Here is a 24,050-nt window from a genome sequence, read left to right on the forward strand (position 1 = left end):
GGGCTGAAGCGTCAAGGGCGGGGGATGTGCAGCGGCTCCGACACGCGCGACGACTCTCCCAGCGGCAAGGTCTCAATCGTCATTGCGAGGAGGCGCAGCCGACGAAGCAATCCATGGAGCCGCCTGGCATGGATTGCTTCGCTGCGCTCGCAATGACGATTAAGGGAAGACGGAAGCGACTCCCCGCCCTGATCGCTACCGCCGCTTGCTGGTGCCACTGCCGGCCAGGCCGGCGCGACGCAGGGCCTCGGCCATGGCGCCATCGGGCTCCGGCGCCGGGGCGCGGGGCTTCTGCTGGTAGGGCTGCTGCTGCGGCCTGGACTGGCCCTCGCGCTGCGGCCCGGACTCCTGCCGTGGCCGGTCCTGCCGCGGCTGGCCTTGTCCGGCCTGGGCCTGGCGCGGCTGCCCCTGCCCGGGCTGCCCCTGGCCCGGCTGGCCTTGCCTCGGCTGGCCCTGGCGGCCCTGGTGCTGCCGCGGCGGGCCTGAACGGTCGCGGCCGCCGGGGGTGCCACCGCCCTCGCGGCGCGGCGGGCGGGCGGCGCCGTCATCGTCCAGCCGCATGGTCAGGCCGATGCGCTTCCGCTGGGGGTCGACCTCCAGCACCTTGACCTTCACCACGTCGCCCGGCTTGGCGATGGTGCGCGGGTCCTTCACGAAGGTCTTGGACATCGCCGAGATGTGGACCAGCCCGTCCTGGTGCACACCGATGTCGACGAAGGCGCCGAAGGCCGCGACGTTGGTCACCACGCCTTCCAGCACCATGCCCGGCTGCAGGTCGGACAGCTTCTCGACGCCGTCCTTGAAGGTGGCGGTCTTGAAGCCCGGGCGCGGGTCGCGGCCCGGCTTCTCCAGCTCGCGCAGGATGTCGGTCACCGTCGGCACGCCGAAGCTGTCGTCGGTGAAGGCCTCCGGCGACAGGCCGCGCAGGGTGGCCGCATCGCCGATCAGCGCCTTTATCTCCCCACCCGTCGCCTCGATGATCCGGCGCACCACCGGATAGGCCTCCGGATGCACGCCGGACGCGTCGAGCGGGTCGTCACCGCCGGGGATGCGCAGGAAGCCGGCGCATTGCTCGAACGCCTTGGGCCCGAGGCGCGGCACATCCTTCAGCGCCGCGCGCAGCCGGAACGGCCCGTTGGCGTCGCGATGCTGCACGATGTTCTGCGCCAGGCCTTCGCCGACGCCCGAGACCCGGGCCAGGAGAGGCGCGGAGGCGGTGTTGAGGTCGACCCCGACCGCGTTGACGCAATCCTCGACCACGGCGTCGAGCGAGCGCGACAGCTTGGATTCGGCGAGGTCGTGCTGGTACTGGCCGACGCCGATCGACTTCGGGTCGATCTTCACCAGCTCGGCCAGCGGGTCCTGCAGCCGGCGGGCGATCGAGACCGCGCCGCGCAGCGACACGTCCATGTCCGGCAGCTCCTGCGACGCGAAGGCCGAGGCGGAATAGACCGAGGCCCCGGCCTCGGACACCATCGCCTTGGTCAGCTTCAGGTCCGGGTGCAGCTTCATCAGCTCGGCGGCCAGCCGGTCGGTCTCGCGGGACGCGGTGCCGTTGCCGATGGCGATCAGGTCGACGGCATGCGTCTTGGCCAGCTCGGCCAGGGTGGCGATCGAGTCGTCCCAGCGCTTCTGCGGCTCATGCGGGAAGATCGCGGTGGTGGCCAGCACCTTGCCGGTGGCGTCGACCACGGCGACCTTCACCCCGGTGCGGAAGCCCGGGTCCAGGCCCATGGTGGCGCGGGTGCCGGCCGGGGCGGCCAGCAGCAGGTCGCGCAAATTGCCGGCGAAGACCTTCACTGCCTCCTCCTCCGCCGCCTGCCACAGCCGCAGCCGCAGGTCGACGTCGAGATGGACCAGGATCTTGGTGCGCCAGGCCCAGCGCACGGTCTCGGCCAGCCACTGGTCGCCCGGGCGGCCCTGGGCGACCACGCCGAAGCGATGGGCGATGCGCTGCTCGTAGAGGCCGGGGGCCTTGTCCTTGAGCGCGGAGTCTTCGGGCGCCTGCTCCGGCTCCAGCGTCAGCGACAGCACCTCCTCCTTCTCGCCCCGGAACAAGGCGAGGATGCGGTGCGAGGGCAGCTTGGTCAGGACCTCGGCATAGTCGAAATAGTCGGAGAACTTGGCACCCGTGGTCTCCTTGCCCTCGCGGACCTTGGACAGCAGGCGGCCGCGCGACCACAGCTCCTCGCGCAGGCTGCCGATCAAATCGGCGTCCTCGGCGAAGCGCTCGACCAGGATCGAGCGGGCGCCGTCCAGCGCCGCCGCCACATCGGCCACGCCCTTCTCGGCGTCGACGAAGGGCTCGGCCGCCACCTGCGGGTCGTTCTCGGGACGGCCCAGCAGCCCGTCGGCCAGCGGCTCCAGCCCCGATTCGCGGGCGATCTGCGCCTTGGTCCGCCGCTTCGGCTTGTAGGGCAGGTAGATGTCCTCGAGCCGCGCCTTGGTCTCGGCCGCCTCGATCTGCGCGCGCAGACCGTCGTCCAGCTTGCCCTGCTCGGCGATGCTGTCGAGGATCGTCTTCCGCCGTTCCTCCAGCTCGCGCAGATAGCGCAGCCGCTCATCCAGCGCGCGCAGCTGGATGTCGTCCAGCCCGCCGGTCGCTTCCTTGCGGTAGCGGGCGACGAAGGGGACCGTGGCGCCGCCGTCGAGCAGTTCGATCGTGGCCGCGACCTGGTTTTCGCGAACCGCAAGCTCGTCGGCGATGCGCTGGCTGATGGAGATCATCGGCTGACCGGAAGGGTTGTGAGGAAGGAACAGAAGGCGCTGCTTCTACCGCGCGGCGAGGCCGCAGGTCAAAAGCCGCTTCCACGGGGCCGAGGGTCGAGGGCCGGATTAAAGTCCCCCTGCGATTCTTGCGGTGGTCCATCGTGACATGATACTGAACCACACAGTTAACAAAAACCGCGCCGCCCCCGATCGACAGATCGGGCGGAGAGCCGGGCCATCGCGTCACGGGCGCCGGGCCGGGACCGGCGCAAGCGAAGGGGAAACGCCATCATGACGGACAGCCGTACCACCGACCGGACCTCCGTGCCCCCGGCGCCGGGCAGCGGGCGCTGGCTGGCGCTGACCATCCTGTGCCTCGGCGTGCTGATGATCGTGCTGGATTCGACCGTGGTGAACGTCGCCCTGCCCTCGATCAAGGCCGATCTCGGCTTCACCGAAGCCAGCCTGGCCTGGGTGGTGAACGCCTATCTCCTGACCTTCGGCGGCTTCCTGCTGCTCGGCGGCCGGCTGGGCGACCTGTTCGGCCACCGCCGGCTGTTCCTGATCGGCCTGGCGGCGTTCACCCTGGCGTCGCTGGCCTGCGGCCTGGCCGGCAGCCAGACCTTCTTGGTCGCGGCCCGCGCGGTGCAGGGGCTGGGCGGCGCCGTGGTCTCCGCCGTGGCGCTGTCGCTGATCATGGACCTGTTCACCGAACCGGCCGACCGGGCCAAGGCGATGGGCGTCTACGGCTTCGTCTGCGCCGGCGGCGGCAGCATCGGCGTGCTGCTCGGCGGCCTCTTGACCGGCGCCTTCAGCTGGCACTGGATCTTCCTGGTCAACCTGCCGATCGGCATCGCGGTCTTCGCCCTGTCGCTGATGCTGCTGCCCGCCGGCCGCGGCGAGGCCCCGTCCAGCCGACTCGACATCGCCGGCGCGGTCACCGTGACCGCCGCGCTGATGCTGGCGGTCTACGCCATCGTCGGCGGCAACGAGGCCGGCTGGACCTCCGGCCGCACCCTCGGCCTGCTGGGCGGCGCGGTGGCGCTGCTGGCGGTGTTCCTGGTGATCGAGTCGCGGGTCAGCGCGCCGCTGATGCCGCTGGGCCTGTTCCGGCTGCGCAGCCTGGCCGTCGCCAACATCGTCGGCGTCCTGTGGGCCGCCGCCATGTTCGCCTGGTTCTTCCTGTCGGCGCTGTACCTGCAGCAGGTGCTGGGCTACGACCCGATGGCGGTCGGCCTGGCCTTCCTGCCGTCCAATCTGATCATGGCCGCCTTCTCGCTCGGCCTGTCCGCCAGGCTGGTGATGCGCTTCGGCATCCGGGCGCCGCTGGGCGGGGGGCTGCTGCTGGCCGCGGCCGGGCTGGCGCTGTTCGCCTGGGCCCCGGTCGACGGCAGCTTCACCCTGCATGTCCTGCCCGGCATGCTGCTGCTGGGTCTTGGCGCCGGCATGGCGCTGAACCCGCTGCTGCTGGCGGCGATGAGCGAGGTGGGGCCGACCGACTCCGGCCTGGCCTCGGGCGTGGTCAACACCGCCTTCATGATGGGCGGGGCGCTGGGCCTGGCCGTGCTGGCCAGCCTGGCCGCGGCGCGCACTGGCGGGCTGCTGGCGGCGGGCGCCGACCGGCTGGTGGCGCTGCTCGGCGGCTACCAGGCCGCCTTCCTGGTCGGGGCCTGCTTCGCGGCGCTGGCCGCGGTGCTGGGCGCCGCCCTGCTGCGCAACCCAGCCACGGCAGCGCCGGACGAAGCCAAGGCCGAGACCGTGACCCCGTAGCTGCCGGCCGCAGAGAGCATGCGGCGAATTAGGCGAACGTCCTGTTCGACCGCGGGCGGGTTGCTATAGTCCCGGTCCGGTCCGGAGAATCGCGATGCCCGTTCCCGTCCTGCATGTCTGCTGCGGCGACAGCGCCGCCGAAGTGATCCGCGCCGGGCTGAACCTGCCCGAAGCGGCGGTGCTGGTCCTGCGCGACGACCTGGCGGTCGGGCCGCTCGGCGATGTCGACAGCGACCGGCCCGACGCCCGCGCCGCCTTCTGGCATGCGGTGTTCCCGGATGAGGATCGCGCGGCGATCGAGACCGGCGGCCGGCTGGTCGACCAGTTGGCGGAGGAGGCGGCGGTGCTGCGGGCGCTGCCGGACGCGGCGGAAACGTTCGTCCTGTGGCATGGCAGCGGCGCCGCCGAGCAGTTGAAGCTGCGCCGGGCGATCTGGGCGCTGCGCGACGCCACCGCGCCGCTCGAGGAGGTGGCGGTCGGCCCGGACCTGCTGCCCGGAGCCTTGCGCCGCGACATGACGGCCGTGGGCATGCTGGAGCCCGAGGATGTCCCGCGCGCCGCGGCCACGGCCCGGCCGGTCGATCCCGATCGCCGGGCCCGGTTGGCCGCCGAGTGGGAACGACTGCGCGCCGATGGCGGCGGGCTGCGGCACCACCGGGGCGGCATCATCACCACCCATCCGATCGACGCGCATGACGCCGAGATCCTGGCCGCGGTCGGGACCGATTGGATGCCCGCTGCCCGCGTGATCGGCCAGCCGATGGGCACGATCGCCGGCTTCTTCGCCACCGACGCCTTCTGCTTCTGGCGGCTGCGCCAGCTGGCGGCGCAGGGCCGGGTGGAGTTCGAGGGCAGCCCGGCCACCATCCGTGGCTGCCGGGTGCGGCGGACACGCTGACAGAGGAACGAAACACCGATGGAACTCGACCGGAACCGGTTCAAGGCGGCGCTGGCCGCCGGGCACACCCAGATCGGGCTGTGGAGCAGCCTGTGCAGCAACATCGTCGCCGAGATCATCGGCGACAGCGGCTTCGACTGGATCCTGTTCGACACCGAGCATTCGCCGAACGAGCTGCCGGACCTGCTGGCGCAGCTGCAGGCGGCGGCGCGCGGCACCGCGACGGGCATCGTGCGGCCGGCCTGGAACGACCCGGTGCTGATCAAGCGCATCCTCGACATCGGCGCCCAGGCGCTGCTGATCCCCTTCGTGCAGAATGCCGAGGAGGCGCGCCGCGCCGTGGCCGCCTGCCGCTACCCGCCAGCCGGCATCCGCGGCATCACCACCAGCGGCCGCGGCAGCCATTACGGCCGGGTCGCCGACTACCTGAAGAAGGCGGATGCCGAGATCTGCGTGCTGCTGCAGGTCGAGACCGGCGAGGCGCTGGCGCGGATCGAGGACATCGCCGGGGTCGACGGCGTCGACGGCGTGTTCATCGGCCCGTCCGACCTGTCGGCCTCGATGGGCCATATCGGCAACCCGGCCCATCCGGAGGTGCAGGCCGCGATCCAGGACGCGGTGCGGCGGCTGACCGCGATCGGCAAGCCGGCCGGCATCCTGACCTCGATCGAGGCCGAGGCCCGGCGCTACATCGAATGGGGTTACCGCTTCGTCGCGGTCGGCTCCGACCTCGGCCTGCTCGCCCGCAACGCCGACGCGCTGGCGCGCAGCTACAAGAGCTGATCTGTCGCACAGCGGCCGGGTTTGCGCCCGGCCGCGGCCGTGATATCCCGGCCGGGCTGAAGGGGGAACGCAGCGACGTGCGGATGAGGCGCAGGCAAGGACGGACATCATGGGTCGCGCTGTGCGCGGCCTATCTGCTGTTCTTCCAGGCCCTGATCGGCGGCTTCGCCATTGGCGCCAGCGCCGCCCCCGTCGCCTTCGACCCCCTGTCCGGCCTGTGCCGCGCCGATGGCGGCCCGTCCACCCCCGACCGCCCGGACCAGCCCGCCGGCCACGGCCACCTGCCCGATTGCTGCACCATCGGCTGCAGCATGTTCGGCGGCCACATGGCCCCGGTCTTCGTCGCGGTGCTGCTGGTGCCGCAGCTGGCCGGCGAACCCGAGGCCACGCCCCTCCGCACCGCGCCGGCCGTCGTCGCCGTGCCGCGGTCGCCGGCCAACCCCCGAGCCCCGCCCTTCCAGGCCTGACCCCGCCCGGACCTTCGGGTCCGCAACGGTTCACGACCGCGCCCCCGCCATCCACCCTAAAAATGGGGTGAATCGGGGGGCGGTCCTGCCTGGAGCACCCCATCATGTCCCTGTTTGCGAAAGCCGCCCTGGCCCTGGCGCTGCTGGCCGCCGGGCCGGCGCTGGCCCAGGAGTTCAAGGCCGGCGCCATCCACATCACCCATCCCTGGAGCCGGGCCACCCCGGCCGGGGCCAAGGTCGCCGGCGGCTATGCCGCGATCGAGAACACCGGGTCCGAGCCCGACCGGCTGGTCTCGGCGACGGCCGAGATCGCCGGCCATGTCGAGATTCACCAGATGGCCATGACCGACGGCGTCATGACCATGCGGCTGATGCCGGACGGGCTGCCGGTGCCGGCCAACGGCCGGGCCGCGCTGGCCCCCGACGGCTACCATCTGATGTTCCTCGAGCTGAAGCGGCCGCTGAAGGCGGGCGAGGACTTCGCCGGCAGGCTGACCTTCGAGAAGGCCGGCACCGTCGATGTCCGCTTCGCGGTCGAGGCGATCGGCGCCACCGCGCCGGACCACAGCGCCGCGACCATGCCCGGGATGGGGAATTGAGATGCGCGCCCGCATCCTGGTCCCGCTGCTGCTCGCGGCCATCGCCATCCTGGTGGGGGCCGCCGGCTTCCTGCTGGTCTATTCGAAGGACCCGTCGGCCACCCGGACCGTGGTGTCCGGGGCGCTGCCGGGCGGCGCGTTCCGGCTGACCGACCAGAACGGCGCCATGGTCAGCGACGCCGACCTGAAGGGCCGGCCCTTCGCCATCTTCTTCGGCTTCACCCACTGCCCCGAGATCTGCCCGACCACGCTGTGGGAGATGTCGCAGGCGCTGGCGGCGCTGGGCCCCGAGGCCGACCAGGTGAAGGTGCTGTTCGTCACCGTCGACCCGGAGCGCGACCGGCCGGAGATGCTGCAGCAGTACCTGCAGTCCTTCGACCCCCGTATCACCGGGCTGACCGGCAGCGAGGCCGAGATCACCGCCGTGGCCAAGGCGTACCGCGTCTACTGGCGGAAGGTCCCGACCAGCGACGGCGACTACACCATGGACCATTCGGCGATGATCTACCTGATGGATCGCCAGGGCCGCTTCGCCGACACCATCGCCTACGGCACCCCCGGCCCCGAACGGGTCGCGGCGCTGCGCCGGCTGATCGCCGGCGCCTGAACCCTTTTCCCATTTTTGAACGCCATCCGACCGGCCGCGGCCGGTCCCATCCTGGAGAATCGACCATGCCGAAATCCTTCCTGCCCGCCTTGGCCGCCGCCGCCCTGGCCGCCGCCCCGGCCTTCGCCCACATCACGCTGGAGACGCAGCAGGCGGCCGTGGGCGGCGCCTATAAGGCGGTGCTGCGCGTGCCGCATGGCTGCGACGGGTCGGCCACCATCAAGATCCGCGTCCAGATCCCGGAGGGGGTGATCGCGGTCAAGCCGATGCCGAAGCCCGGCTGGACCCTGGCCACGGTGAAGGGCAAATACGCCGCCTCCTACGACTACTACGGCACCCCGACCAACGAGGGTGTGAAGGAGGTGGTGTGGAGCGGCGGCAACCTGCCGGACGAGTTCTATGACGAGTTCGTGTTCCGCGGCTATCTGACCGCCGACCTGAAGCCGGACACCAAGCTGTACTTCCCGGTGGTGCAGGAATGCGAAAAGGGGACCGACCGCTGGATCGAGATCCCGGCCGAGGGCAAGGACCCCGACGACTACGAGACCCCGGCCCCCGGCATCCGGCTGCTGCCGAGGCCGTGAGAACGTCCTCGACCTGCCTCCTCGGCGCTTCGCAAAAGGAGTCCCCCCTCCCCTCGCGGGAGGGGGCCAGGGGGTGGGGGTTGCCGATCGTAAGGCGCCGGAACCTGGTCGTGAGACCTGACGAATCCGCCCACTCCTTCGCATTCAGAGGTCGTTCTTTCGGCTCGAACCCCCTCTCCCTGGCCCCCTCCCGCAAGGGGAGAGGGGACAAGAGAAGATTCGCTGCGCTCTGGTTCGTTCTCCTGATCGCCATCCTGGCCGGGCTGATCGCCCCCCATGCCGCCCTGGCCCATGCCTCGCTGATCCAGGCCGAGCCGGCGGACAATGCGGTGGTCGCGGCGGCGCCGGCCGGCTTCTCGCTGACCTTCAACGAGCCGGTGTCGCCGCTGGTGCTGCGGCTGATCGGGCCCGACGGCACCGCCACGGTGCTGGACCACTACCGGCTCGAGGACGCCACGCTGGTGATCGAGGCGCCGCCCGGCATCGGCCCCGGCACCCATATGCTGAGCTGGCGCGTGATCTCCGAGGACGGCCATCCGGTCGGCGGGTCCGTCGTGTTCTCGGTCGGCGCGCCCAGTGCCGGGCCGGTGCCGGGGACGGCGGAAGCGGTCGACAGGCCGGTCCGCGCGGCGATCTGGCTGGCCAAGGTCGCGCTTTACGCCGCGCTGTTCCTCGGCGTCGGCGCGGCGGTGTTCCGCGCCGCGGTGGCGCCACTGCCCCGTGCTACCACGCGGACCGCCGTCGTCCTGATGCTGCTGGGGCTGGCGGCCGCGCCGCTGTCGGTCGGGCTGCAGGGGCTGGATGCGCTGGACGTGCCGCTGTCCGGCCTGGGCCAGCGCATCGCCTGGGCCACCGGCTGGGGCACCAGCTACGGCACCACCGCGCTGGTCGCGGCCTTGGCGCTGGCGCTCGGCCTGCTGGCCCTGGCGCTGCGGCGCGGACCGATGGCGGCCGTGCCGGCGCTGCTGGCCCTGGCCGCGACCGGCCTGGCGCTGGCGGCCAGCGGCCATGCCAGCGCCGCCGCGCCGCAGACGCTGACCCGGCCGGCCGTGTTCGTGCACGCGGTCTGCATCACGGCCTGGGCCGGGGCGCTGCTGCCGCTGGGCCTGCATCTGCGCGCCGGCGGACCCGGGGCGGTGGCGGCGCTGCGCCGCTTCGCCGCCCTGATCCCCTTCATCGTCACGCCGCTGGTGGCTGCAGGCCTGACCCTGGCCGTGGTCCAGCTGGACCATTTCTCGGCGCTGTGGACCACCGCCTATGGCCGGGTCCTGCTGGTCAAGCTGGCGCTGGTGCTGCTGCTGTTCGGCTTGGCCGCGCTGAACCGCTGGCGGCTGACCAGCCGGGCCGAGGCCGGCGACGGACCGGCGGCGCGGTACCTGGCCCGGTCGATCGCGGTCGAGACGCTGCTGGTGCTGGCGATCTTCGCCGTCGCCGCCACCTGGCGCTTCACCCCGCCGCCGCGCGCTTTGGCCGAGGCCGCGGCCCGGCCGGCATCGATCCACATCCACACCGCCCCCGCCATGGCTGACCTGACCATCAGCCCCGGCCGCGCCGGCCCGGTGACGGCGTCGATCGTGGTGATGACCGGGGATTTCGGCGCGCTGGACGCGCAGGAGGTGACGCTGGTGCTGTCCAACCCCGCCGCCGGGATCGAGCCGATCCGCCGGCCGGCGGCCAAGGCCGGGGACGGCAGCTGGCGCGTCGACGGGCTGACCATCCCGGTGCCGGGCCGCTGGACCGCCCGGATCGAGGTGCTGATCTCGGATTTCGAGATGGCGCGGCTGGAGGACGAGGTCGAGATCCGGCCGTAGCCGGACCGCAGCCTCAGGGGCCGAGCAGGCGCATCGCCCAGATGCCGAGGGCCAGCCACGGCCCGAAGGCGATGGCGGTGTGCCGGGTCAGCCCCCCGCGCTGAAGGATCAGCGCCGCCGCCAGCGCGCCGCCGGCGCCGATCAGGATCACGCCGGGCAGGGCCTGCCAGCCGAGCCAGGCGCCGCCCGCCGCCAGCAGCTTGGCGTCACCCAGCCCCAGCCCGTCGCGGCCGCGCAGGCGGCGATAGGCGAAGGCGAGGCCGGCGAACACCGCATAGCCAACCGCGGCGCCGGCGATCCGGTCGATGGGCGGCGCGCCATCCATCGTCACCAGCCCTTCCAGCAGCCCGGCGGCGATCAGCGGCAGGGTCAGCATGTCGGGCAGAAGACCGGTGCGCCGGTCGATGGCGCCGAGCAGCAGCAGCCACCAGCCCAGCAGGCAGGTCGCGGGCATCGCCGCGGGGCTGCCGGCCACCAACGCCAGGACGGCGACGCCGACCGCCGCCAGCTCGATCACGGGATGCATCCGGTCGATCGCCGCGCCGCAATGGCGGCAGCGGCCGCGGAGCGCCAGCCAGCTGGCGATGGGAATCAAATCCCGTGCCGTCAGCGGCTGCCGGCAATGGTCGCAGCGCGAGCGGCCGAGCAGCAGGCCCCGGGCGTCGTCCGGCAGACGCTGCGCCGCCGCAGCAAGGAAGCTGCCGATGATCGGCGAGGCGGCGAGCAGCGCGATCGCGACCGGGGTCACGGCGCCCGGCGGGTCAGAGCGGCTTGGGCGGCCGGGTGGGGGAGCCGGTGCGGGGCCGCAGCGCCTCCATCCGCGACCGCAGCTCCTGGGTGATGGCCGCGGCGTCGGCGGCGTTGCGGATCACCCGCGGGGTGATGAACACCATCAGCTCGGTCCGGACCCGGCTGTCGTTGGTGGAGGAGAACAGGTTGCCCAGCAGCGGGATGTCCTGCAGCACCGGCACGCCGCTGCGCCCGTTGGTCTGGTTCTCCTGGATCAGCCCGCCCAGCGCCACGGTCTGGCCGTTGGCGACCGAGACGATCGAGCCGATGCGGCGGGTCGAGATCGTCGGCGCCAGCGCGTCGTCGGCCGAGGAGGAGGCGTCGGGAACGATGTTCGAGACCTCCTGCTGCACATCCATGCTGACGTCGCCGTTGGAGTTGATCCGCGGCGTGACCTTCAGGATCACGCCGGTGTCCTTGTATTCGATGTTGCTGATGACCGGCGAGTTGCCGGTGTCGGTCGACTGGCTCTGCTGTGTCCGCACCGGCACCTGGTCGCCGACCTGCAGCCGGGCGGTCTGGTTGTTCAGCACCGACAGGGTCGGGGCCGAGATCACCCGCACATCGGTGATCGACGACAGCGCGTTGATGATCACCCGCGAATTGGCGCCGGCGACGACCAGGTTGAGGCCACCCCCGGCGGTCGGCTGGGGCGCGTTCACCGATCCGGCCGCGGGCGTGCCGGTGGTGAAGCCGCCGGAGAAGTTGCCGGATTCGAGGTAGTACTGGACGCCGTATTGCAGCTTGTCGTTCAGCGTCACCTCGGCGATCGTCGCCTCGATCACCACCTGCAGCGGGCTGGCGTCGATCGCGCGCAGCGCCGTCTCGATCATGCGGAACGCCGCTGGCCGGGCCCGGATCAGCAGCGCGTTCTTGTCCTTGTCCGGCACCACCCGGACCTCGCCCAGCTTGTCCAGCTTGAACACCGCCGCCTTGCCGGCGGAGGTGCCCGCCAGGCCGAGGATCGAGGCGTCGCCTTCCTTCGACTGGGCGTTGAAGTCGATCGGGGCGAATTGCGACTGCGACCCGCCTGGCTGCCCGGCCCCGGCCTGGGCTGTGCTGCCCGGCTGGCTGGCGGTGCTGCCGCCGGGCGAGGATTGCTGGCCGGCGCCGCCGCTGGTGCTGTCGGTCAGGCCGAGCCCGGGGGCCGTGGTCGAGCCCTGTTCGTCGTCGAAGGGCGAGCTGCCGTTCTGGTCGACCTTGCCGAAGGCCTGGCCCAGCACCCGCGCCATGTTCGCCGCGGTGCCGTTCTGCACCATGTAGACATAGACCCGCTCTTCGTCGGAATCGCCCTGGTCCAGCCGCTTGATCCAGCGGCCGGCCTCGTTGAGCTTGTCGACCCGCGACGTCACCACCAGCACGGCGTTGAGCCGCTCGACCGGCATGAAGTTGATCAGGCCCTTCAGCGGGCCGCGGTCCGGCGCGCCGCCGAACACCGAGCTCAGCTCGCGGATCACCGCCTCGGGCGTCGCCTGGTGCAGCGGGAAGATCCCCGACGACATGCCGCGCAGCCAGTCGACGTCGAAGGATTCGACGGTGGCGCCCAGCGCCGCACGGTCGGCGCTGGTGCCGGAGATCAACACCAGGTTGCGGGTCGGGTCGACGCGCACCAGCTCCGGGTTGGTCGCCGGCGCGATCAGCGGGCCGATGGTTTCGGCCGAGACGTTGCGCAGCGGGATGATGGTGATGCCGTAGCCGGCCGGCAGCGGCTTCGGATCGGTGCCGAGCTGCAGCACGGTGCGGCCGGCGACCGCCTCGCCGAGCGGCAGGATGCGGTAGCCGGCGCGGCCGTCCTGCACCAGCGCGGCGCCGCTGGCGCGCAGCACGGTCTCGAGCATGGCCAAGAGGTCGTTGGGGCTGATCGGCCCCTGGGTCGACAGCGTCACCGTGCCGGTGACCCGCGGGTCCAGCGTGTAGGGCTGGTGGAGCAGGTCACCCAGCACGCCCTGGACCACCTGCGCCAGGTCGGCGTTGTTGAAGTTGATCTGGTAGCCGCCGGGCTGCGCCTGGATCGGCGCGCCGATGTCCGGCTGGCCGCCGGGGGCGGTGTCGATGCCGGGGAAGACTTGGGCCTGGCGCACCGGCGCGGTGCGTCCCGCCGAGGCCACCACGTTCGAGCGCGACCGATTGTCCCCCGGCGCCGCCAGGGAGCGGTTGGACAGGTCGTCGAACATCGAGGGCTGCCGGTCCTGGCCCTGCGGCTGCGCGCAAGACACCAGCGCGAGCAGCAAGGGAATCCCAAGGATCCTGAAGGAAAACGCCCGACAAATCACTGATGCTATCCCCGCGGCGACGTCGAGCCATAGCCCGTCCGGCCCTGGCTCCACAAGAGCCAAGAGCGGTGGGCCCGGAATCAAGACAGCCTTGTTGCATTAATGTTAAGTTTTATTGAAATCGGCAAAGTAACCCCATGATAAGACACAAACATTTCGGTTGACCGTTACAGTCGGGCGGCCGAGATTGCGCGCGGTCGCCGACGCGCCGATGATGCGGGATCGCGGCCAAGCCTGCCGCCATACGGACCGGAAAGGGCGTCGTGAAACCCCTGTTGGACATTCTCGTCGAACTCGGCAAGCTCGGCCCCGAGGATCGGACGCGGGTGTCGCGCCTGCAGGAAAGTTCCGGCGACGCCGTCCCTGCCCTGCTGTCGAAGCTGGGCCTGGTGTCGGGCCGCGACCAGGCGCTGGCCCTGTCGCTGCAGCATGACGTCCCGCTGGTCGGGCCGGACGCGTTCCCGGCCGCACTGCTGTTCGACGGCAAGCTGTCGGCCCGCTTCCTGCGCGAGACCCGGGTGCTGCCGCTGGCCGAGGCCGAGGACGGCGTCGTCCTGGCCATGGCCGATCCCGGCGACCTCTACGCCCGCCAAGCGGTCGAGCTGGCGACCCGCCGGCCGGTCCGCCCCTGCGTCGCGGCGACCGAGGACCTGGACGACGCCTTCGCCCGCTATTTCGAGAGCGGTCGCACCGCTGTCGAGCGCATCGTCGACGACATCGGCAGCGATCCCGAGGAGTCAGCGCGCGACCCGGATGTCGAGCACCTGCGCGACCTGGCGCAGGAGGCGCCGGTGATCCGCCTGGTCAACCAGATCTTCAGCGACGCGATCCGGCTCCACGCCTCCGACATCCACGTCGAATGCTACCGCGACGAGGTCAAGGTCCGGTACCGCATCCACGGCATCCTGCGCGAGATGAAGGGCCCGCCGGTGCGGCTGGCCCCGGCCCTGGTCAGCCGGATCAAGATCCTGTCGCGGCTGGATATCGCCGAGCGCCGGTTGCCGCAGGACGGGCGGGCCCGCTTCGGCGTCGGCGGCCGCAGCATGGACATGCGCGTCGCCACCATCCCGACCCTGCATGGCGAGAACGTCGTCATCCGCCTGCTCGACACCGCCGGCATGGACATCGCGCTGACCGCGATCGGCTTCGCGCCGGAGGTCGAGGCGGCGCTGCTGCGCCAGCTGGCCAAGCCGCACGGCATCCTGCTGGTGACCGGCCCGACCGGCAGCGGCAAAACCACGACGCTGTACGGCGCGCTGCGGATCCTCAATCAGCCGAGCCGCAAGATCCTGACCGTCGAGGACCCGATCGAGTACCAGATCAAGGGCGTCAACCAGATCCATGTCCGGCCCCAGATCGGCCTGGATTTCGCCCGGGTGCTGCGATCCTGCATGCGCCACGATCCCGACGTGATCATGGTCGGCGAAATCCGCGACGGCGAGACCGCCAACATCGCGGTGCATGCCGCCCTGACCGGCCATCTGGTGCTGTCGACCCTGCACACCAACAACGCCGCCGGCGCGGTCAACCGCCTGCTCGACATGGGCGTCGACAACTACCTGCTGACCTCGACCATCGGCGGGGTGATCGGCCAGCGTCTGGTGCGCAAGCTGTGCCCCGAATGCCGCCGGCCGGTGACGACCCCGGACGAGCTGGTCGAGCGGGCCCAGGCGGTGCGGCCGCTGGCGACGGCCACGCCGCAGCTGTACGAATCGGTCGGCTGCAGCGCCTGCGACGGGCTGGGCTACACCAGCCGGATCGGCATCTTCGAGTATTTCGCGCCGGACGATGCGGTGCGCGAGCTGCTGCGCGACAAGGTCTCGACCACCGCTTTGGCCCAGGCGGCGCGCGCCGGCGGCATGGTCACCATGTTCGAGGACGGGCTGCACAAATGCCTGGCCGGGCTGACCACGCTGGACGAGGTCCACCGCGTCACCGAGGAGTGGTAGGGCGGTGCCGGTCTTCGCATACAAGGCGATCGACGCCACCGGCGCCCTGGTCGAAGGCCGCGCCGAGGCCGCGGACGAGGCCAGCCTGGCCACCCGGCTGCAGGCCACCGGCATCCTGCCGCTGGACGTGGCGCCGGTGCGCGCCGGCAAGGGGCCGGCCACCGGCCGTCGCAGCGGCCGCGCGCCAAAACCCGGCGACATCACCACCCTGACCCGCGAGCTGGCGATCCTGCTGGCCGCCGGCCAGCCGCTGGAGCAGGCGCTGGTCACCCTGTCCGAAGGCGCCGGCGTGATCTCCGCCCTCTCCGCCCGGATCCTGGCGCGGGTGCGGGCCGGGGCCAGCCTGAGCACGTCGCTGGAGGAGCAGGGCGCCACCTTCCCCAAGCTGTACGTCAACATGGTCCGCGCCGGCGAAAGCTCCGGCACGCTGGACGTGGTGCTGGAGCGGCTGGCCGAACTGCGCGAGCGCGGCGAGAAGACCCGCGAGATGGTGGTCTCGGCGATGCTGTACCCGGCGATCCTGGTGGTCGTGTCGCTGTCGTCGGTGTTCCTGCTGCTGGCCTTCGTGGTGCCGCAGTTCGAGACCATCTTCAAGGATGCCGGCGCCGCGCTGCCGACGCCGACCGCCATCGTCATCGCCGTGGGCCGCTTCGCCCAGAACTACGGCTGGGTGGTCGGCCTGGGCATCGTGGCGGCGGTGATCGCGGTGCGGCGGCTGCTGGCGATCCCCGGGCCACGCTTGGCCTGGGACAAGGTGGCGCTGCGCCTGCCGCTGTTCGGCCCGCTGCTGCGGCTGCTGGTGACGGCCCGGTTCTGCCGCACCCTGTCGACCCTGGTCGGCAACGGTGTCGACCTGCCGACGGCCATCGCCCTGTCGCGCGACGTGATTTCGAACACCGCGGTGGCCACTGCGATGGAGACCGTCATGAGCGGCGTGCGACAGGGCCGCGGACTGGCCGAGCCGCTGGCCGAGATCGGTGTGTTCCCGCCGCTCGCGGTGCAGATGCTGCGGGTCGGCGAAGAGACCGGCAGGATCGACATGACCGCTGCGCACATCGCCGACGCCTATGAACGCAAGCTCGAAGCTGCCATCAAGCGCCTGGTCACGCTGGTGGAGCCGGCCCTGATCATCATCCTCGGCCTGGCCGTGGGCGGCATCGTCATGTCGATCCTGCTGGCCGTCATCAGCATCAACGACCTCGCCTTCTGAGATCCCGCATGCAGAACACCCCGCACGACACGCCCGCCCTTCCCGCTGCCGCCGAACCGGACCGGCAGGCCGGCTTCACCCTGATCGAGCTGCTGGTCGTGCTCGTCATCCTCGGCCTCCTGGCCGGGCTGGTGGGCCCCCGCGTCCTGGCCTATCTCGGTGGCGCCCGGTCCGATTCGGCGCGGCTGCAGATCGAGAACTTCAAATCCGCGCTCGACCTCTACGCCATCGATGTCGGCGGCTATCCGACCACCAGCCAGGGGCTGAAAGCCCTGCTCGTCTCTCCGGGCGGGCTGCGCGGCTGGAACGGCCCCTATCTGCGCACCACCGATCTGCCGCAGGATCCCTGGGGCGTGGCCTATGGCTATCGCGCGCCGGGGCAGCACGGGGCGTTCGACCTCTACTCCTTCGGCGCCGACAAGCGGGAAGGCGGCAGCGGCGATGACGCCGACATCACCAGCTGGTGAGAGGGCCCGTGACCGGGACAGCCGCGGCTTCACCCTGCTGGAGCTGCTGGTGGTTCTGGTCATCCTCGGCGCCATGGCGGCGCTGGTACCGCCGATGCTGTCGCGCGGCGCCGCCCAGGCGTCGCTGAAGCGCACCGTGGCGACGCTGGCGTCGGAGCTGCGCCAGGCCCGCAGCGACGCCATCCTGCACGCCGACCCGCGCGGCGTGGTGATCGACCCGACCGGGCGGACCTTCGGCCCGGTCGACGCGCCGCTGCGCAACCGCATCGCCGACGGCATCGCCGTCCGCGTCACCGCCGCCGACATCGCCGCCGACCCCGACGGCCGGCCCGGCATCCGCTTCCTGCCCGATGGCCGGTCGACCGGCGGCACCATCTTCCTGGGCGACCAGCGGCGAACCTACCAGGTCGAGGTCAACTGGCTGACCGGCCGGGTCCGCATCGGCGAGGCCGGCGATGGCGCATAGGCGAGGACTGCGCGACCGGACGGCGCCCCAGCGCGGCTTCACCCTGATCGAGGTGGTGGTCTCGCTGGTCATCCTCGGCCTCGTCCTGACCGTCATCTTCCGCATCTTCTCGACCGGGCTGACCGGGCTGGCCCGCGCCGACGGGCTGCAGCGCGCCGCTTTCGTCGCCGAAGGGCTGTCGGCGCAGCTGGGCGCCTCAAGCACGCCGCTGAAGCTGGGCGACCGCCTGGCCGGCGAGGCCGACGGCTATCGCTGGCGGATCGACGCCGACCGCTGGGCCGATGCGCCGCGGGAGAAGGTCAAGCTCGGCGGCCGCGATGCGGTGCTGGCCCAGGTGCGCATCGCGGTCGAAAGCGCGGCCGGCACCCGCTTCGAGATGACCACCGTGACCCTGGTGGCGGTGCAATGATCGCCCGCCGGAACCAGCGCGGCTTCACGTTGATCGAGACGATCATCGCCATGGTCGTGCTGGCCCTGGTGATGGTGCTGCTGACCGGCGGCCTGCGCTTCGTCACCGCCGGCTGGGACCGCGGCGCCCGGGCGACCGACGCCAGCGAGACCATCGCCCTGGTGCAGGCCACGCTGCGGCGCGAGGCGGCCGCGGCGGGGCGCCTGACCCTGCAGGGCGGCCCCAAGCCGGCCGTCGCCTTCCGCGGCGAGGCCGATCGCGTCGGCCTGGCCGTGGTCGATCCCGGCTTCCCCGGCGCGCCCGGCCTGGCCATCGCCATCTTCCATGTCGACGTGGCGGCGGGGGTGTCGACCCTGCGCTACGCCCGCGCCGGCTTCGACCCGCGGCTGGACGATTTCAGCGCGGCCAAGACCACGGACGACCTGATCCTGGCCCACGGCCCGACCCGCTTCGCCTTCGACTATTTCGGCACCGTGCCCGGCGAGGCCAAGCCGCGCTGGGTGTCGCCCTGGCCGGACCGGCAGGCGCCGCCGCTGCTGATCCGGCTGCGCAGCCGCGACGCGGCCGGGCAGGCGCCGTGGCCGGACATCGTGGTGCCGCTGCCGGTCGACCTCGAGGCCGCCTGCGCCCGCACCGCCCCGGCCGCCGGCGCCCAGCCGCCCGAGCAGCCGGATACGACGGGGAAGGACGCCGCCACGCCGCCGGCGCAGCCCAATCCACCGGCGCAGAATGGCCCGGCCAACCCCGCTGCCAACACTACCGCCGCCGCCACGCCCGTCGCGGGCGACGGCGATTTCTGCAGCCTGTCGGTGTCGCACGATGCCAGCAAACCCGGCTGACCCCCACGCCGATGGCGCCCGCCAGGGCGAGCGCGGCATCGCGCTGGTCGTGGTGCTGTGGACGCTGGTGATGCTGGCGATGCTGACGCTCGGCTTCAGCGTCAGCAGCCGGACCGAGGCCCGGGTCGCCGCCAACGGCGCCGAGCAGACCCGCCTGCGCGCCCTGCTGCGCGGCGGGGTGGAGCTGGCCGTGCTGGGCCTGGGCACCGCCGATGACGAGCGCGGCTGGCATGCCGACGGCACCGCCTATCCCGCCGAGATCGACGGCGGCCGCGTCACCGTCCGGATCCGCGACGAGGCCGGCCGCATCGACCTGAACCGCGCCGATGCCGACACGCTGCAGCGGCTGATCACCGCCGTGATGGGTTCGCCGGAAGGCGCGCCGCGCCTGGCCACCGCCATCCTGCACCAACGCGGCGGGGAGGCGGCCCCCACCGCCGCCCGGTCCGCGCCCGCCGGCCAGAACGGCCCCCGGGCCGCGCCGCCGACCAAGGCGATACCGCCGGCCCGGACCGATCCGGACGACCCGGCGGCCGGCCGTCCGTTCCAGTCGCGCGAGGAGCTGCGGCGGGTGCCGGGCGTCACCCGCGCCATCGCCGATGCGCTGATGCCGCATGTCACCGTGCTGTCGCCCGCCGCCGGCATCAACCCCTTCGCCGCCGACCCGATGGTGCTGCAGGCGCTGCCGGGGGTGACCAAGGCCCAGGCCGAGGCCGTGGTGCGGGCGCGACGGGAGAAGCCGCCGCCGACGCCGGAGCGGCTGGCCGCGATGCTGCCGGCCGATGACGCCGACCTGCTGCGCACCGCCGCCGGGCCGATCTATGCCGTCACCGTCGACGCCGTCACCAGCCGCGGCGGGCGCGGCCGGGTCGAGGCGGTGGTGTGGATCGCTGCCGACTCGCAGGCCTTCTATCGTATCCTGGATTGGCGCGAGGCCGGATTCGACCGCCCGCGCAAGGGGGAGGACCCGGCATGATCGCCGGCATGACCAGTCGATTGGCCAAATTCCTGCGCTGGTGGGGGCGCGAGCTCGCCGCCGTGGTGCCGGACCGCTGGCTGCGCCGCCCGGCCCCCCGGCGCCGGGCGATCCTGCTGTGGCGGGACGACGGCCCGCGGCTGATCGAGGCCCGCGGCGCCCGGATGCTGCGCGAGGCGCCCTTCGACCGGGCCATGCCGAAGCCGCGCGGCGCCGCCGTCATCCTGCGCTTTCCGGCCGGGGACGGGCTGCGCCGGCAGATCGTGCTGCCGCGGGCGGCGGAGGCGGCGCTGGGCCGGGTGCTGCGCTTCGAGATCGACCGGCTGACCCCCTGGCCCGCCGACGGCGTCGCCTTCGGCGCCCGCCGCCTGGGCCCGGTCGGCGACGGCGCGACCTTCGCGGTCGAGATCTCGGCGGTGCCGCGCGACCGCATCGACGCAGCATTGCACGCGCTGGCCGGGACCGGCTGGACCCCCGACGTGGTCGACCTGGCCGCCGAGGATGCCGCGGCGCCACCGGGCCCGGATCTGCGCCGGGACATCGATGCCGAACGCCGCCGGGCCCTGCGCCGCCTGGGCTGGCTGTGCGGCCTGGGCCTCGCCGCCCCCGCCGCGATCGCCGGGCTGTGGCTGGGCTGGACCGTGGTGGCGCATTGGTCGGCGGTGTCGGCGCTGCGCGACCAGGTCGCCACCGCGCGGGCGGCGACCGCGCCGATCAGCGCCATGCAGGCCGAGATCCGCGGGCTGGAGGAGGCGGATTCCTATCTCGGCGCCCAGCGCCGCACCACGCCCTATGTCTCGGCCCTGCTCGAATCGATCAGCCACACCGTGCCGGACACCGCCTTCCTGACCGACCTGTCGCTGGAGCAGGGCACGCTGAGGCTTGGCGGCTTTTCCGACGACGCGGCCGGCCTGATCCCGCTGCTGGCGGCGCTGCCGCAGCTGGACGCCGTCGCCTTCGCCGCGCCGAGCGTGCGCGACCCCGAACGCAACCAGGACCGCTTCGCCGTGAGCGCGACGCTGGTGCCCGAGTCGGTGGCCCCCGGGCCGGGAGGCCGGCGATGAGCTTCGACCTCAGCCCCGCCGCCGCCCGCGCCCTGGCCATCGGCCTGCTGCTGCTGCTGGTGGCGGGCATCGGCGTCGGCTTCGCCGCCGGGACGGTCGCCATCCGCGACGCCGACGACACCGCCGCTGGGCTGCGGCAGGAGCTGGCGCTGCTGGCCCGGCTGTCGATGACGCGCGACCGGCTGGAGGAGCGGCGGGCCGCGCTGGTCGCCGCCGCGGGCGGGGCCACCCCGGCGCTGCAGGGCGCCAGTCCGGCGATCGCCGCGGCCTCGCTGCAGCAGCTGGTCGGCGGCATCGTCGCGGCCCATGCCGGCCGGGTCGACAGCACGCTGGTGCTGCCGGCGATCGAGGATCCCGGCTATACCAGGATCGGGCTGCGGGCCACCTTCAGTGCCCGGATCGGCGCGCTGCGCGACATCCTGTATGCTTTCGAGGCGGGCGCGCCGCCGCTGTTCATCCCGGCGTTCACCATCCGCGCCGACACCGCGGCGGGGGATTCCGAGGACCCGGACCTGACCGTGTCGGTCGACCTCTATGGCGTGATGCGCCGATCGGCGGAGGGCAGTTGAGATGGCGTGGCACCCCCTGACCCGGCTGCTGGTGGCGCTCGGCCCGCTGGTCATCGCCGGATCCTACCTGCTGACGCCGGAGGATCCGTCCGCGGTGCCCGCCGTGGTCCGCGCCGGCAACGCCCAGGCCGCGCTGCCGCCGGAAGGCGGGGCCGCGCCACCCGCGCCGGCCCTGGTGGCGGCACCTGACCTGGCCAGCCTGACCGAGACGGTGGAGCGGCCGCTGTTCAGCACCTCGCGCCGGCCGCCGCAGCCGCTGCCGGAGCCGGAGCCGACCGTCGAAGCCCCGGTGGCCACGCCGGCGCCGCCGCCGCCGTCGATGACGCTGCAGGGCATCATGCTGGCCGGGGACCGCAGCGCCGCCCTGCTGCGCCGCGACGACACCGGCGAGACCGTGACGCTGCACGAGGGCGACAATCTCGCCGGCTGGCAGGTCGAGCGGATCGCCGCGGGCTCGGTGACGCTGAGCGGCCCGGACGGAGCGGCCGAGCTGCCGCTGTTCCCGCCCGCCCCGTGACGCGCCGCCCTCTGAAACGCCATGGGGCCCGTTCCCTGGCGCTGCTGGCGGCGCTGGCCTGCCTGGCGCCCGGTCCCGGGCTGCGGGCGCAGACCCTGCCGGGCGAAGGCTGGATCATGCCGGCGGACCCCGACCCCGGCAGCCTGATCCCCAGCCGGCCGGACGCCGACGCCACGGCGGCCGTGCCGCAGCCGGCCCAGAAGAGCGCCGTCACCCCCGCCCAGATCCGCCGCCTGATCGTGGCGCGGCTGCGGCTGGCCGATGCCCGGGCGCGGCCGACGGTGCTGCACCAGGCCAGCTGCCTGGCCTATGCCGTGTATTTCGAAGCCCAGGGCGAGCAGCGGCTGGGCCAGCTGGCGGTGGCGCAGGTGGTGCTGAACCGGCTGCGCGACCCGGACTATCCCAAGACCATCTGCACCGTGATCGGCGACCACGGCCAGTTCCCCTGGACCACCGGCGACCTGACCATCCGCGACATGCCCCGGTTCCGCATCGCCTGGTCGGTGGCGCTGCATGTCATGGCCGGCATCTTCACCGACCCGACCGCCGGCGCCACCCATTTCTACGCCCCGGCGCGGGTGCGGGCGCCGGCCTGGGCGACGGCGGAGGCCTACCGTACCACCATCGGTGGCCACCGCTTCTTCCGGCCCTGAGCCGGCGCCGGCCCCCCAACGCCGTCATTGCGAGGAGGCGGAAGCCGACGAAGCAATCCATGGCGCCGGTTCGGGCTGCCCGATGGATTGCTTCGCTACGCTCGCAATGACGATCTCGGGAGTCGAGAGGTCTCTCCTCGGACAATTGGCAAGATCTGCCCGATGCCTGTCGTTCGCGCCAATGGCAGCCGAGGCGCCGGCTGGGCACAGTTGCGGTCATTCCAACCGGAGACCCGCCATGACCAGCCCTGCCCCGAGATCCGCCCCCAGCGTCGTCGCCGCGATCCCCGCCGCCCCGTCCGATGTCGCCCTGGCGCATTTCCGCGCCCGACTGGGCTTCGAGACCGACTGCTCCGACGTCCATGCCGCCCTGGCGTCCGGCGCCCCCGACTTCGTCCTGGCCGAGGCCCGTGGCCCGAACGCCTATGCCGCCGGCCGCATCGCCGGCGCGATCAACCTGCCGCATCGCGAGATCACGGCGGAGCGGATGGCGGAATGGCCTGCGGACACGCTGTTCGTGGTCTATTGCGCCGGGCCGCACTGCAATGGCGCCGACCGCGCCGCCATCAAGCTGGCCGAGCTGGGCCGGCCGGTGAAGGTGATGATCGGCGGCCTGGCCGGCTGGCTGGACGAAGGCTTCACCCTCGAGCAGGCGTAACCGCCGAGTCCGGCGCGCCCCTTGGAACCGTCGGCCCGGCCCTGTATGGTCGGGCCGCAACCGCCGCGCCGAGGCCCGATGAAGACGCTGCCCGAATTCCCCAACCTCTTCATCCTCGACCACCCGCTGATCCAGCACAAGCTGTCGCACATGCGCGACAAGGGCCGGTCGACCAACGGATTCCGCACCCTGCTGCGCGAGATCTCGCTGCTGATGGGCTACGAGATCACCCGCGACCTGCCGATGACCAGCGAGCGGATCGAGACGCCGCTGGAGCCGATGGACGCCCCCGTCCTGATGGGCAAGAAGGTGGCGCTGGTCGCGATCCTGCGCGCCGGCCTCGGCATGACCGAGGGGCTGATCGAGCTGATCCCCTCCGCCCGCCAGGGCCATATCGGGCTGTATCGCGATCACGACACCAAGATGCCGGTCGAATACCTGGTGAAGCTGCCGGAGCCGCAGGGCCGCATCTTCATCGCGGTCGACCCGATGCTGGCCACCGGCAATTCCGCGGTGCACGCGATCGACGTGCTGAACCGCCACGGCGTGCCGGACGAGCTGATCCGCTTCATGGCCCTCGTGGCGGTGCCGGAAGGCGTGCGCACGCTGCACGCAAAGCACCCCGGCGTGCGCATCTACACCGCGGCGCTGGACCGCTGCCTCGACGGCAACGCCTATATCCTTCCGGGCCTCGGCGATGCCGGGGACCGCATGTTCGGCACGAAGTGAGCGAAATGACCGACCAGCCCAAGCAGCTGCTGCACCTCGTCCTCGGCGGCGACCTCAAGGACCCCACCGGGATCGAGTTCTCCGACCTGTCGAAGCTCGACATCGTCGGCGTTTTCCCGAACTACGCCGAGGCCTATGCCGCGTGGCGGGCCAAGGCGGCGGCGACGGTGGACGACGCGCAGAAACGCTATTTCGTCGTGCATCTGCACCGGCTGCTGGACCCGTCGACCGACCCCAGCCGCAAGGGCTGACGC

The 24,050-nt window shown here is 72.4% G+C and carries 25 protein-coding genes; 22 read left to right on the forward strand and 3 right to left on the reverse strand.

The window, feature by feature from the left end:
• Positions 1-195 precede the first annotated feature (195 nt).
• A complete protein-coding gene (locus E9232_RS23705) occupies positions 196-2,727 on the reverse strand; it encodes a Tex family protein (RefSeq protein ID WP_309798171.1) in 2,532 nt (843 codons plus the stop codon).
• 273 nt (positions 2,728-3,000) lie between these two features.
• Here E9232_RS23705 and E9232_RS23710 point away from each other — a divergent pair, with 273 nt between their 5' ends.
• From E9232_RS23710 to E9232_RS23745, 8 genes are all read left to right on the forward strand, one after another.
• Positions 3,001-4,479, forward strand: coding sequence for a DHA2 family efflux MFS transporter permease subunit (locus E9232_RS23710; protein WP_309798173.1), 1,479 nt, complete (start codon positions 3,001-3,003; stop codon positions 4,477-4,479).
• A 94-nt stretch (positions 4,480-4,573) separates the two neighbouring features.
• On the forward strand, positions 4,574-5,377 hold the full coding sequence (locus tag E9232_RS23715) for a DUF1835 domain-containing protein (RefSeq protein ID WP_309798174.1): 804 nt from the start codon (positions 4,574-4,576) through the stop codon (positions 5,375-5,377).
• Positions 5,378-5,395: 18 nt separating this feature from the next.
• Positions 5,396-6,160 (forward strand): aldolase/citrate lyase family protein, encoded by a 765-nt coding sequence (locus E9232_RS23720; protein WP_309798176.1) that lies wholly within the window; start codon positions 5,396-5,398, stop codon positions 6,158-6,160.
• A gap of 83 nt (positions 6,161-6,243) precedes the next feature.
• Entirely contained in the window at positions 6,244-6,627 is a 384-nt protein-coding gene (locus E9232_RS23725) for a DUF2946 family protein (protein ID WP_309798177.1), read from the forward strand.
• Between the two features lie 104 nt (positions 6,628-6,731).
• Positions 6,732-7,226: a copper chaperone PCu(A)C gene (locus tag E9232_RS23730; RefSeq protein ID WP_309798179.1), complete on the forward strand. Its 495-nt coding sequence runs from the start codon at positions 6,732-6,734 to the stop codon at positions 7,224-7,226.
• Between the two features lies 1 nt (position 7,227).
• Positions 7,228-7,833, forward strand: coding sequence for an SCO family protein (locus E9232_RS23735; RefSeq protein WP_309798181.1), 606 nt, complete (start codon positions 7,228-7,230; stop codon positions 7,831-7,833).
• A gap of 65 nt (positions 7,834-7,898) precedes the next feature.
• Positions 7,899-8,417 (forward strand): YcnI family copper-binding membrane protein, encoded by a 519-nt coding sequence (locus E9232_RS23740; protein ID WP_309798186.1) that lies wholly within the window; start codon positions 7,899-7,901, stop codon positions 8,415-8,417.
• 110 nt (positions 8,418-8,527) lie between these two features.
• Complete coding sequence (locus E9232_RS23745; protein WP_309798187.1) at positions 8,528-10,228, forward strand: copper resistance CopC/CopD family protein; 1,701 nt, start codon at positions 8,528-8,530, stop codon at positions 10,226-10,228.
• A 13-nt stretch (positions 10,229-10,241) separates the two neighbouring features.
• Here the strand turns inward: E9232_RS23745 and E9232_RS23750 are convergent, their stop codons facing one another.
• Entirely contained in the window at positions 10,242-10,976 is a 735-nt protein-coding gene (locus E9232_RS23750; RefSeq protein WP_309798189.1) for a prepilin peptidase, read from the reverse strand.
• Between the two features lie 13 nt (positions 10,977-10,989).
• Positions 10,990-13,191, reverse strand: coding sequence for a type II secretion system secretin GspD (gene gspD, locus E9232_RS23755; RefSeq protein ID WP_309798191.1), 2,202 nt, complete (start codon positions 13,189-13,191; stop codon positions 10,990-10,992).
• Between the two features lie 362 nt (positions 13,192-13,553).
• On the opposite strand from gspD, the gene E9232_RS23760 reads away from it, so the two are divergent.
• The 14 genes from E9232_RS23760 (at position 13,554) to E9232_RS23825 (ending at position 24,047) form a co-directional block, all read left to right on the forward strand.
• Complete coding sequence (locus E9232_RS23760; protein WP_309798193.1) at positions 13,554-15,239, forward strand: GspE/PulE family protein; 1,686 nt, start codon at positions 13,554-13,556, stop codon at positions 15,237-15,239.
• A gap of 4 nt (positions 15,240-15,243) precedes the next feature.
• The gene (locus E9232_RS23765) at positions 15,244-16,449 is read left to right on the forward strand and encodes a type II secretion system F family protein (RefSeq protein WP_309798195.1); all 1,206 of its coding nucleotides are present in this window, start codon (positions 15,244-15,246) and stop codon (positions 16,447-16,449) included.
• 8 nt (positions 16,450-16,457) lie between these two features.
• A complete protein-coding gene (gene gspG, locus E9232_RS23770) occupies positions 16,458-16,916 on the forward strand; it encodes a type II secretion system major pseudopilin GspG (RefSeq protein ID WP_309798198.1) in 459 nt (152 codons plus the stop codon).
• Complete coding sequence (locus E9232_RS23775) at positions 16,891-17,382, forward strand: GspH/FimT family pseudopilin (protein ID WP_309798199.1); 492 nt, start codon at positions 16,891-16,893, stop codon at positions 17,380-17,382. Before gspG ends, E9232_RS23775 begins: the two co-directional genes overlap by 26 nt.
• On the forward strand, positions 17,372-17,791 hold the full coding sequence (locus tag E9232_RS23780; RefSeq protein ID WP_309798200.1) for a type IV pilus modification PilV family protein: 420 nt from the start codon (positions 17,372-17,374) through the stop codon (positions 17,789-17,791). The genes E9232_RS23775 and E9232_RS23780 overlap by 11 nt, the downstream gene beginning before the upstream one ends.
• A complete protein-coding gene (locus E9232_RS23785) occupies positions 17,788-18,630 on the forward strand; it encodes a prepilin-type N-terminal cleavage/methylation domain-containing protein (protein ID WP_309798201.1) in 843 nt (280 codons plus the stop codon). Before E9232_RS23780 ends, E9232_RS23785 begins: the two co-directional genes overlap by 4 nt.
• On the forward strand, positions 18,611-19,606 hold the full coding sequence (locus E9232_RS23790; protein ID WP_309798203.1) for a type II secretion system minor pseudopilin: 996 nt from the start codon (positions 18,611-18,613) through the stop codon (positions 19,604-19,606). The genes E9232_RS23785 and E9232_RS23790 overlap by 20 nt, the downstream gene beginning before the upstream one ends.
• Before the next feature lie 8 nt (positions 19,607-19,614).
• The gene (locus tag E9232_RS23795; protein WP_309798205.1) at positions 19,615-20,670 is read left to right on the forward strand and encodes a PilN domain-containing protein; all 1,056 of its coding nucleotides are present in this window, start codon (positions 19,615-19,617) and stop codon (positions 20,668-20,670) included.
• On the forward strand, positions 20,667-21,239 hold the full coding sequence (gene gspM, locus E9232_RS23800; protein WP_309798206.1) for a type II secretion system protein GspM: 573 nt from the start codon (positions 20,667-20,669) through the stop codon (positions 21,237-21,239). The genes E9232_RS23795 and gspM overlap by 4 nt, the downstream gene beginning before the upstream one ends.
• Before the next feature lies 1 nt (position 21,240).
• On the forward strand, positions 21,241-21,756 hold the full coding sequence (locus tag E9232_RS23805) for a hypothetical protein (protein WP_309798208.1): 516 nt from the start codon (positions 21,241-21,243) through the stop codon (positions 21,754-21,756).
• A complete protein-coding gene (locus E9232_RS23810) occupies positions 21,753-22,409 on the forward strand; it encodes a cell wall hydrolase (RefSeq protein WP_309798210.1) in 657 nt (218 codons plus the stop codon). The genes E9232_RS23805 and E9232_RS23810 overlap by 4 nt, the downstream gene beginning before the upstream one ends.
• Before the next feature lie 238 nt (positions 22,410-22,647).
• On the forward strand, positions 22,648-23,067 hold the full coding sequence (locus tag E9232_RS23815) for a rhodanese-like domain-containing protein (RefSeq protein ID WP_309798212.1): 420 nt from the start codon (positions 22,648-22,650) through the stop codon (positions 23,065-23,067).
• A 78-nt stretch (positions 23,068-23,145) separates the two neighbouring features.
• Positions 23,146-23,796, forward strand: coding sequence for a uracil phosphoribosyltransferase (gene upp / locus E9232_RS23820; protein WP_309798213.1), 651 nt, complete (start codon positions 23,146-23,148; stop codon positions 23,794-23,796).
• Between the two features lie 5 nt (positions 23,797-23,801).
• Entirely contained in the window at positions 23,802-24,047 is a 246-nt protein-coding gene (locus E9232_RS23825) for a DUF4170 domain-containing protein (RefSeq protein WP_309798214.1), read from the forward strand.
• Positions 24,048-24,050 lie beyond the last annotated feature (3 nt).

The organism is Inquilinus ginsengisoli (genome assembly GCF_031453975.1).
In the GTDB taxonomy this organism is placed as follows: Bacteria; Pseudomonadota; Alphaproteobacteria; order DSM-16000; family Inquilinaceae; genus Inquilinus; species Inquilinus ginsengisoli_A.

Coding starts and splice junctions, on each gene's coding strand:
- E9232_RS23705 (WP_309798171.1), bottom strand. CDS start 2,727: ATGATCTCCATCAGCCAGCGCATCGCCGACGAGCTTGCGGTTCGCGAA.
- E9232_RS23710 (WP_309798173.1), top strand. CDS start 3,001: ATGACGGACAGCCGTACCACCGACCGGACCTCCGTGCCCCCGGCGCCG.
- E9232_RS23715 (WP_309798174.1), top strand. CDS start 4,574: ATGCCCGTTCCCGTCCTGCATGTCTGCTGCGGCGACAGCGCCGCCGAA.
- E9232_RS23720 (WP_309798176.1), top strand. CDS start 5,396: ATGGAACTCGACCGGAACCGGTTCAAGGCGGCGCTGGCCGCCGGGCAC.
- E9232_RS23725 (WP_309798177.1), top strand. CDS start 6,244: ATGAGGCGCAGGCAAGGACGGACATCATGGGTCGCGCTGTGCGCGGCC.
- E9232_RS23730 (WP_309798179.1), top strand. CDS start 6,732: ATGTCCCTGTTTGCGAAAGCCGCCCTGGCCCTGGCGCTGCTGGCCGCC.
- E9232_RS23735 (WP_309798181.1), top strand. CDS start 7,228: ATGCGCGCCCGCATCCTGGTCCCGCTGCTGCTCGCGGCCATCGCCATC.
- E9232_RS23740 (WP_309798186.1), top strand. CDS start 7,899: ATGCCGAAATCCTTCCTGCCCGCCTTGGCCGCCGCCGCCCTGGCCGCC.
- gspD (WP_309798191.1), bottom strand. CDS start 13,191: ATGTTCGACGACCTGTCCAACCGCTCCCTGGCGGCGCCGGGGGACAAT.
- gspG (WP_309798198.1), top strand. CDS start 16,458: ATGCAGAACACCCCGCACGACACGCCCGCCCTTCCCGCTGCCGCCGAA.
- E9232_RS23775 (WP_309798199.1), top strand. CDS start 16,891: ATGACGCCGACATCACCAGCTGGTGAGAGGGCCCGTGACCGGGACAGC.
- E9232_RS23780 (WP_309798200.1), top strand. CDS start 17,372: ATGGCGCATAGGCGAGGACTGCGCGACCGGACGGCGCCCCAGCGCGGC.
- E9232_RS23785 (WP_309798201.1), top strand. CDS start 17,788: ATGATCGCCCGCCGGAACCAGCGCGGCTTCACGTTGATCGAGACGATC.
- E9232_RS23790 (WP_309798203.1), top strand. CDS start 18,611: ATGCCAGCAAACCCGGCTGACCCCCACGCCGATGGCGCCCGCCAGGGC.
- E9232_RS23795 (WP_309798205.1), top strand. CDS start 19,615: ATGACCAGTCGATTGGCCAAATTCCTGCGCTGGTGGGGGCGCGAGCTC.
- gspM (WP_309798206.1), top strand. CDS start 20,667: ATGAGCTTCGACCTCAGCCCCGCCGCCGCCCGCGCCCTGGCCATCGGC.
- E9232_RS23805 (WP_309798208.1), top strand. CDS start 21,241: ATGGCGTGGCACCCCCTGACCCGGCTGCTGGTGGCGCTCGGCCCGCTG.
- E9232_RS23815 (WP_309798212.1), top strand. CDS start 22,648: ATGACCAGCCCTGCCCCGAGATCCGCCCCCAGCGTCGTCGCCGCGATC.
- upp (WP_309798213.1), top strand. CDS start 23,146: ATGAAGACGCTGCCCGAATTCCCCAACCTCTTCATCCTCGACCACCCG.
- E9232_RS23825 (WP_309798214.1), top strand. CDS start 23,802: ATGACCGACCAGCCCAAGCAGCTGCTGCACCTCGTCCTCGGCGGCGAC.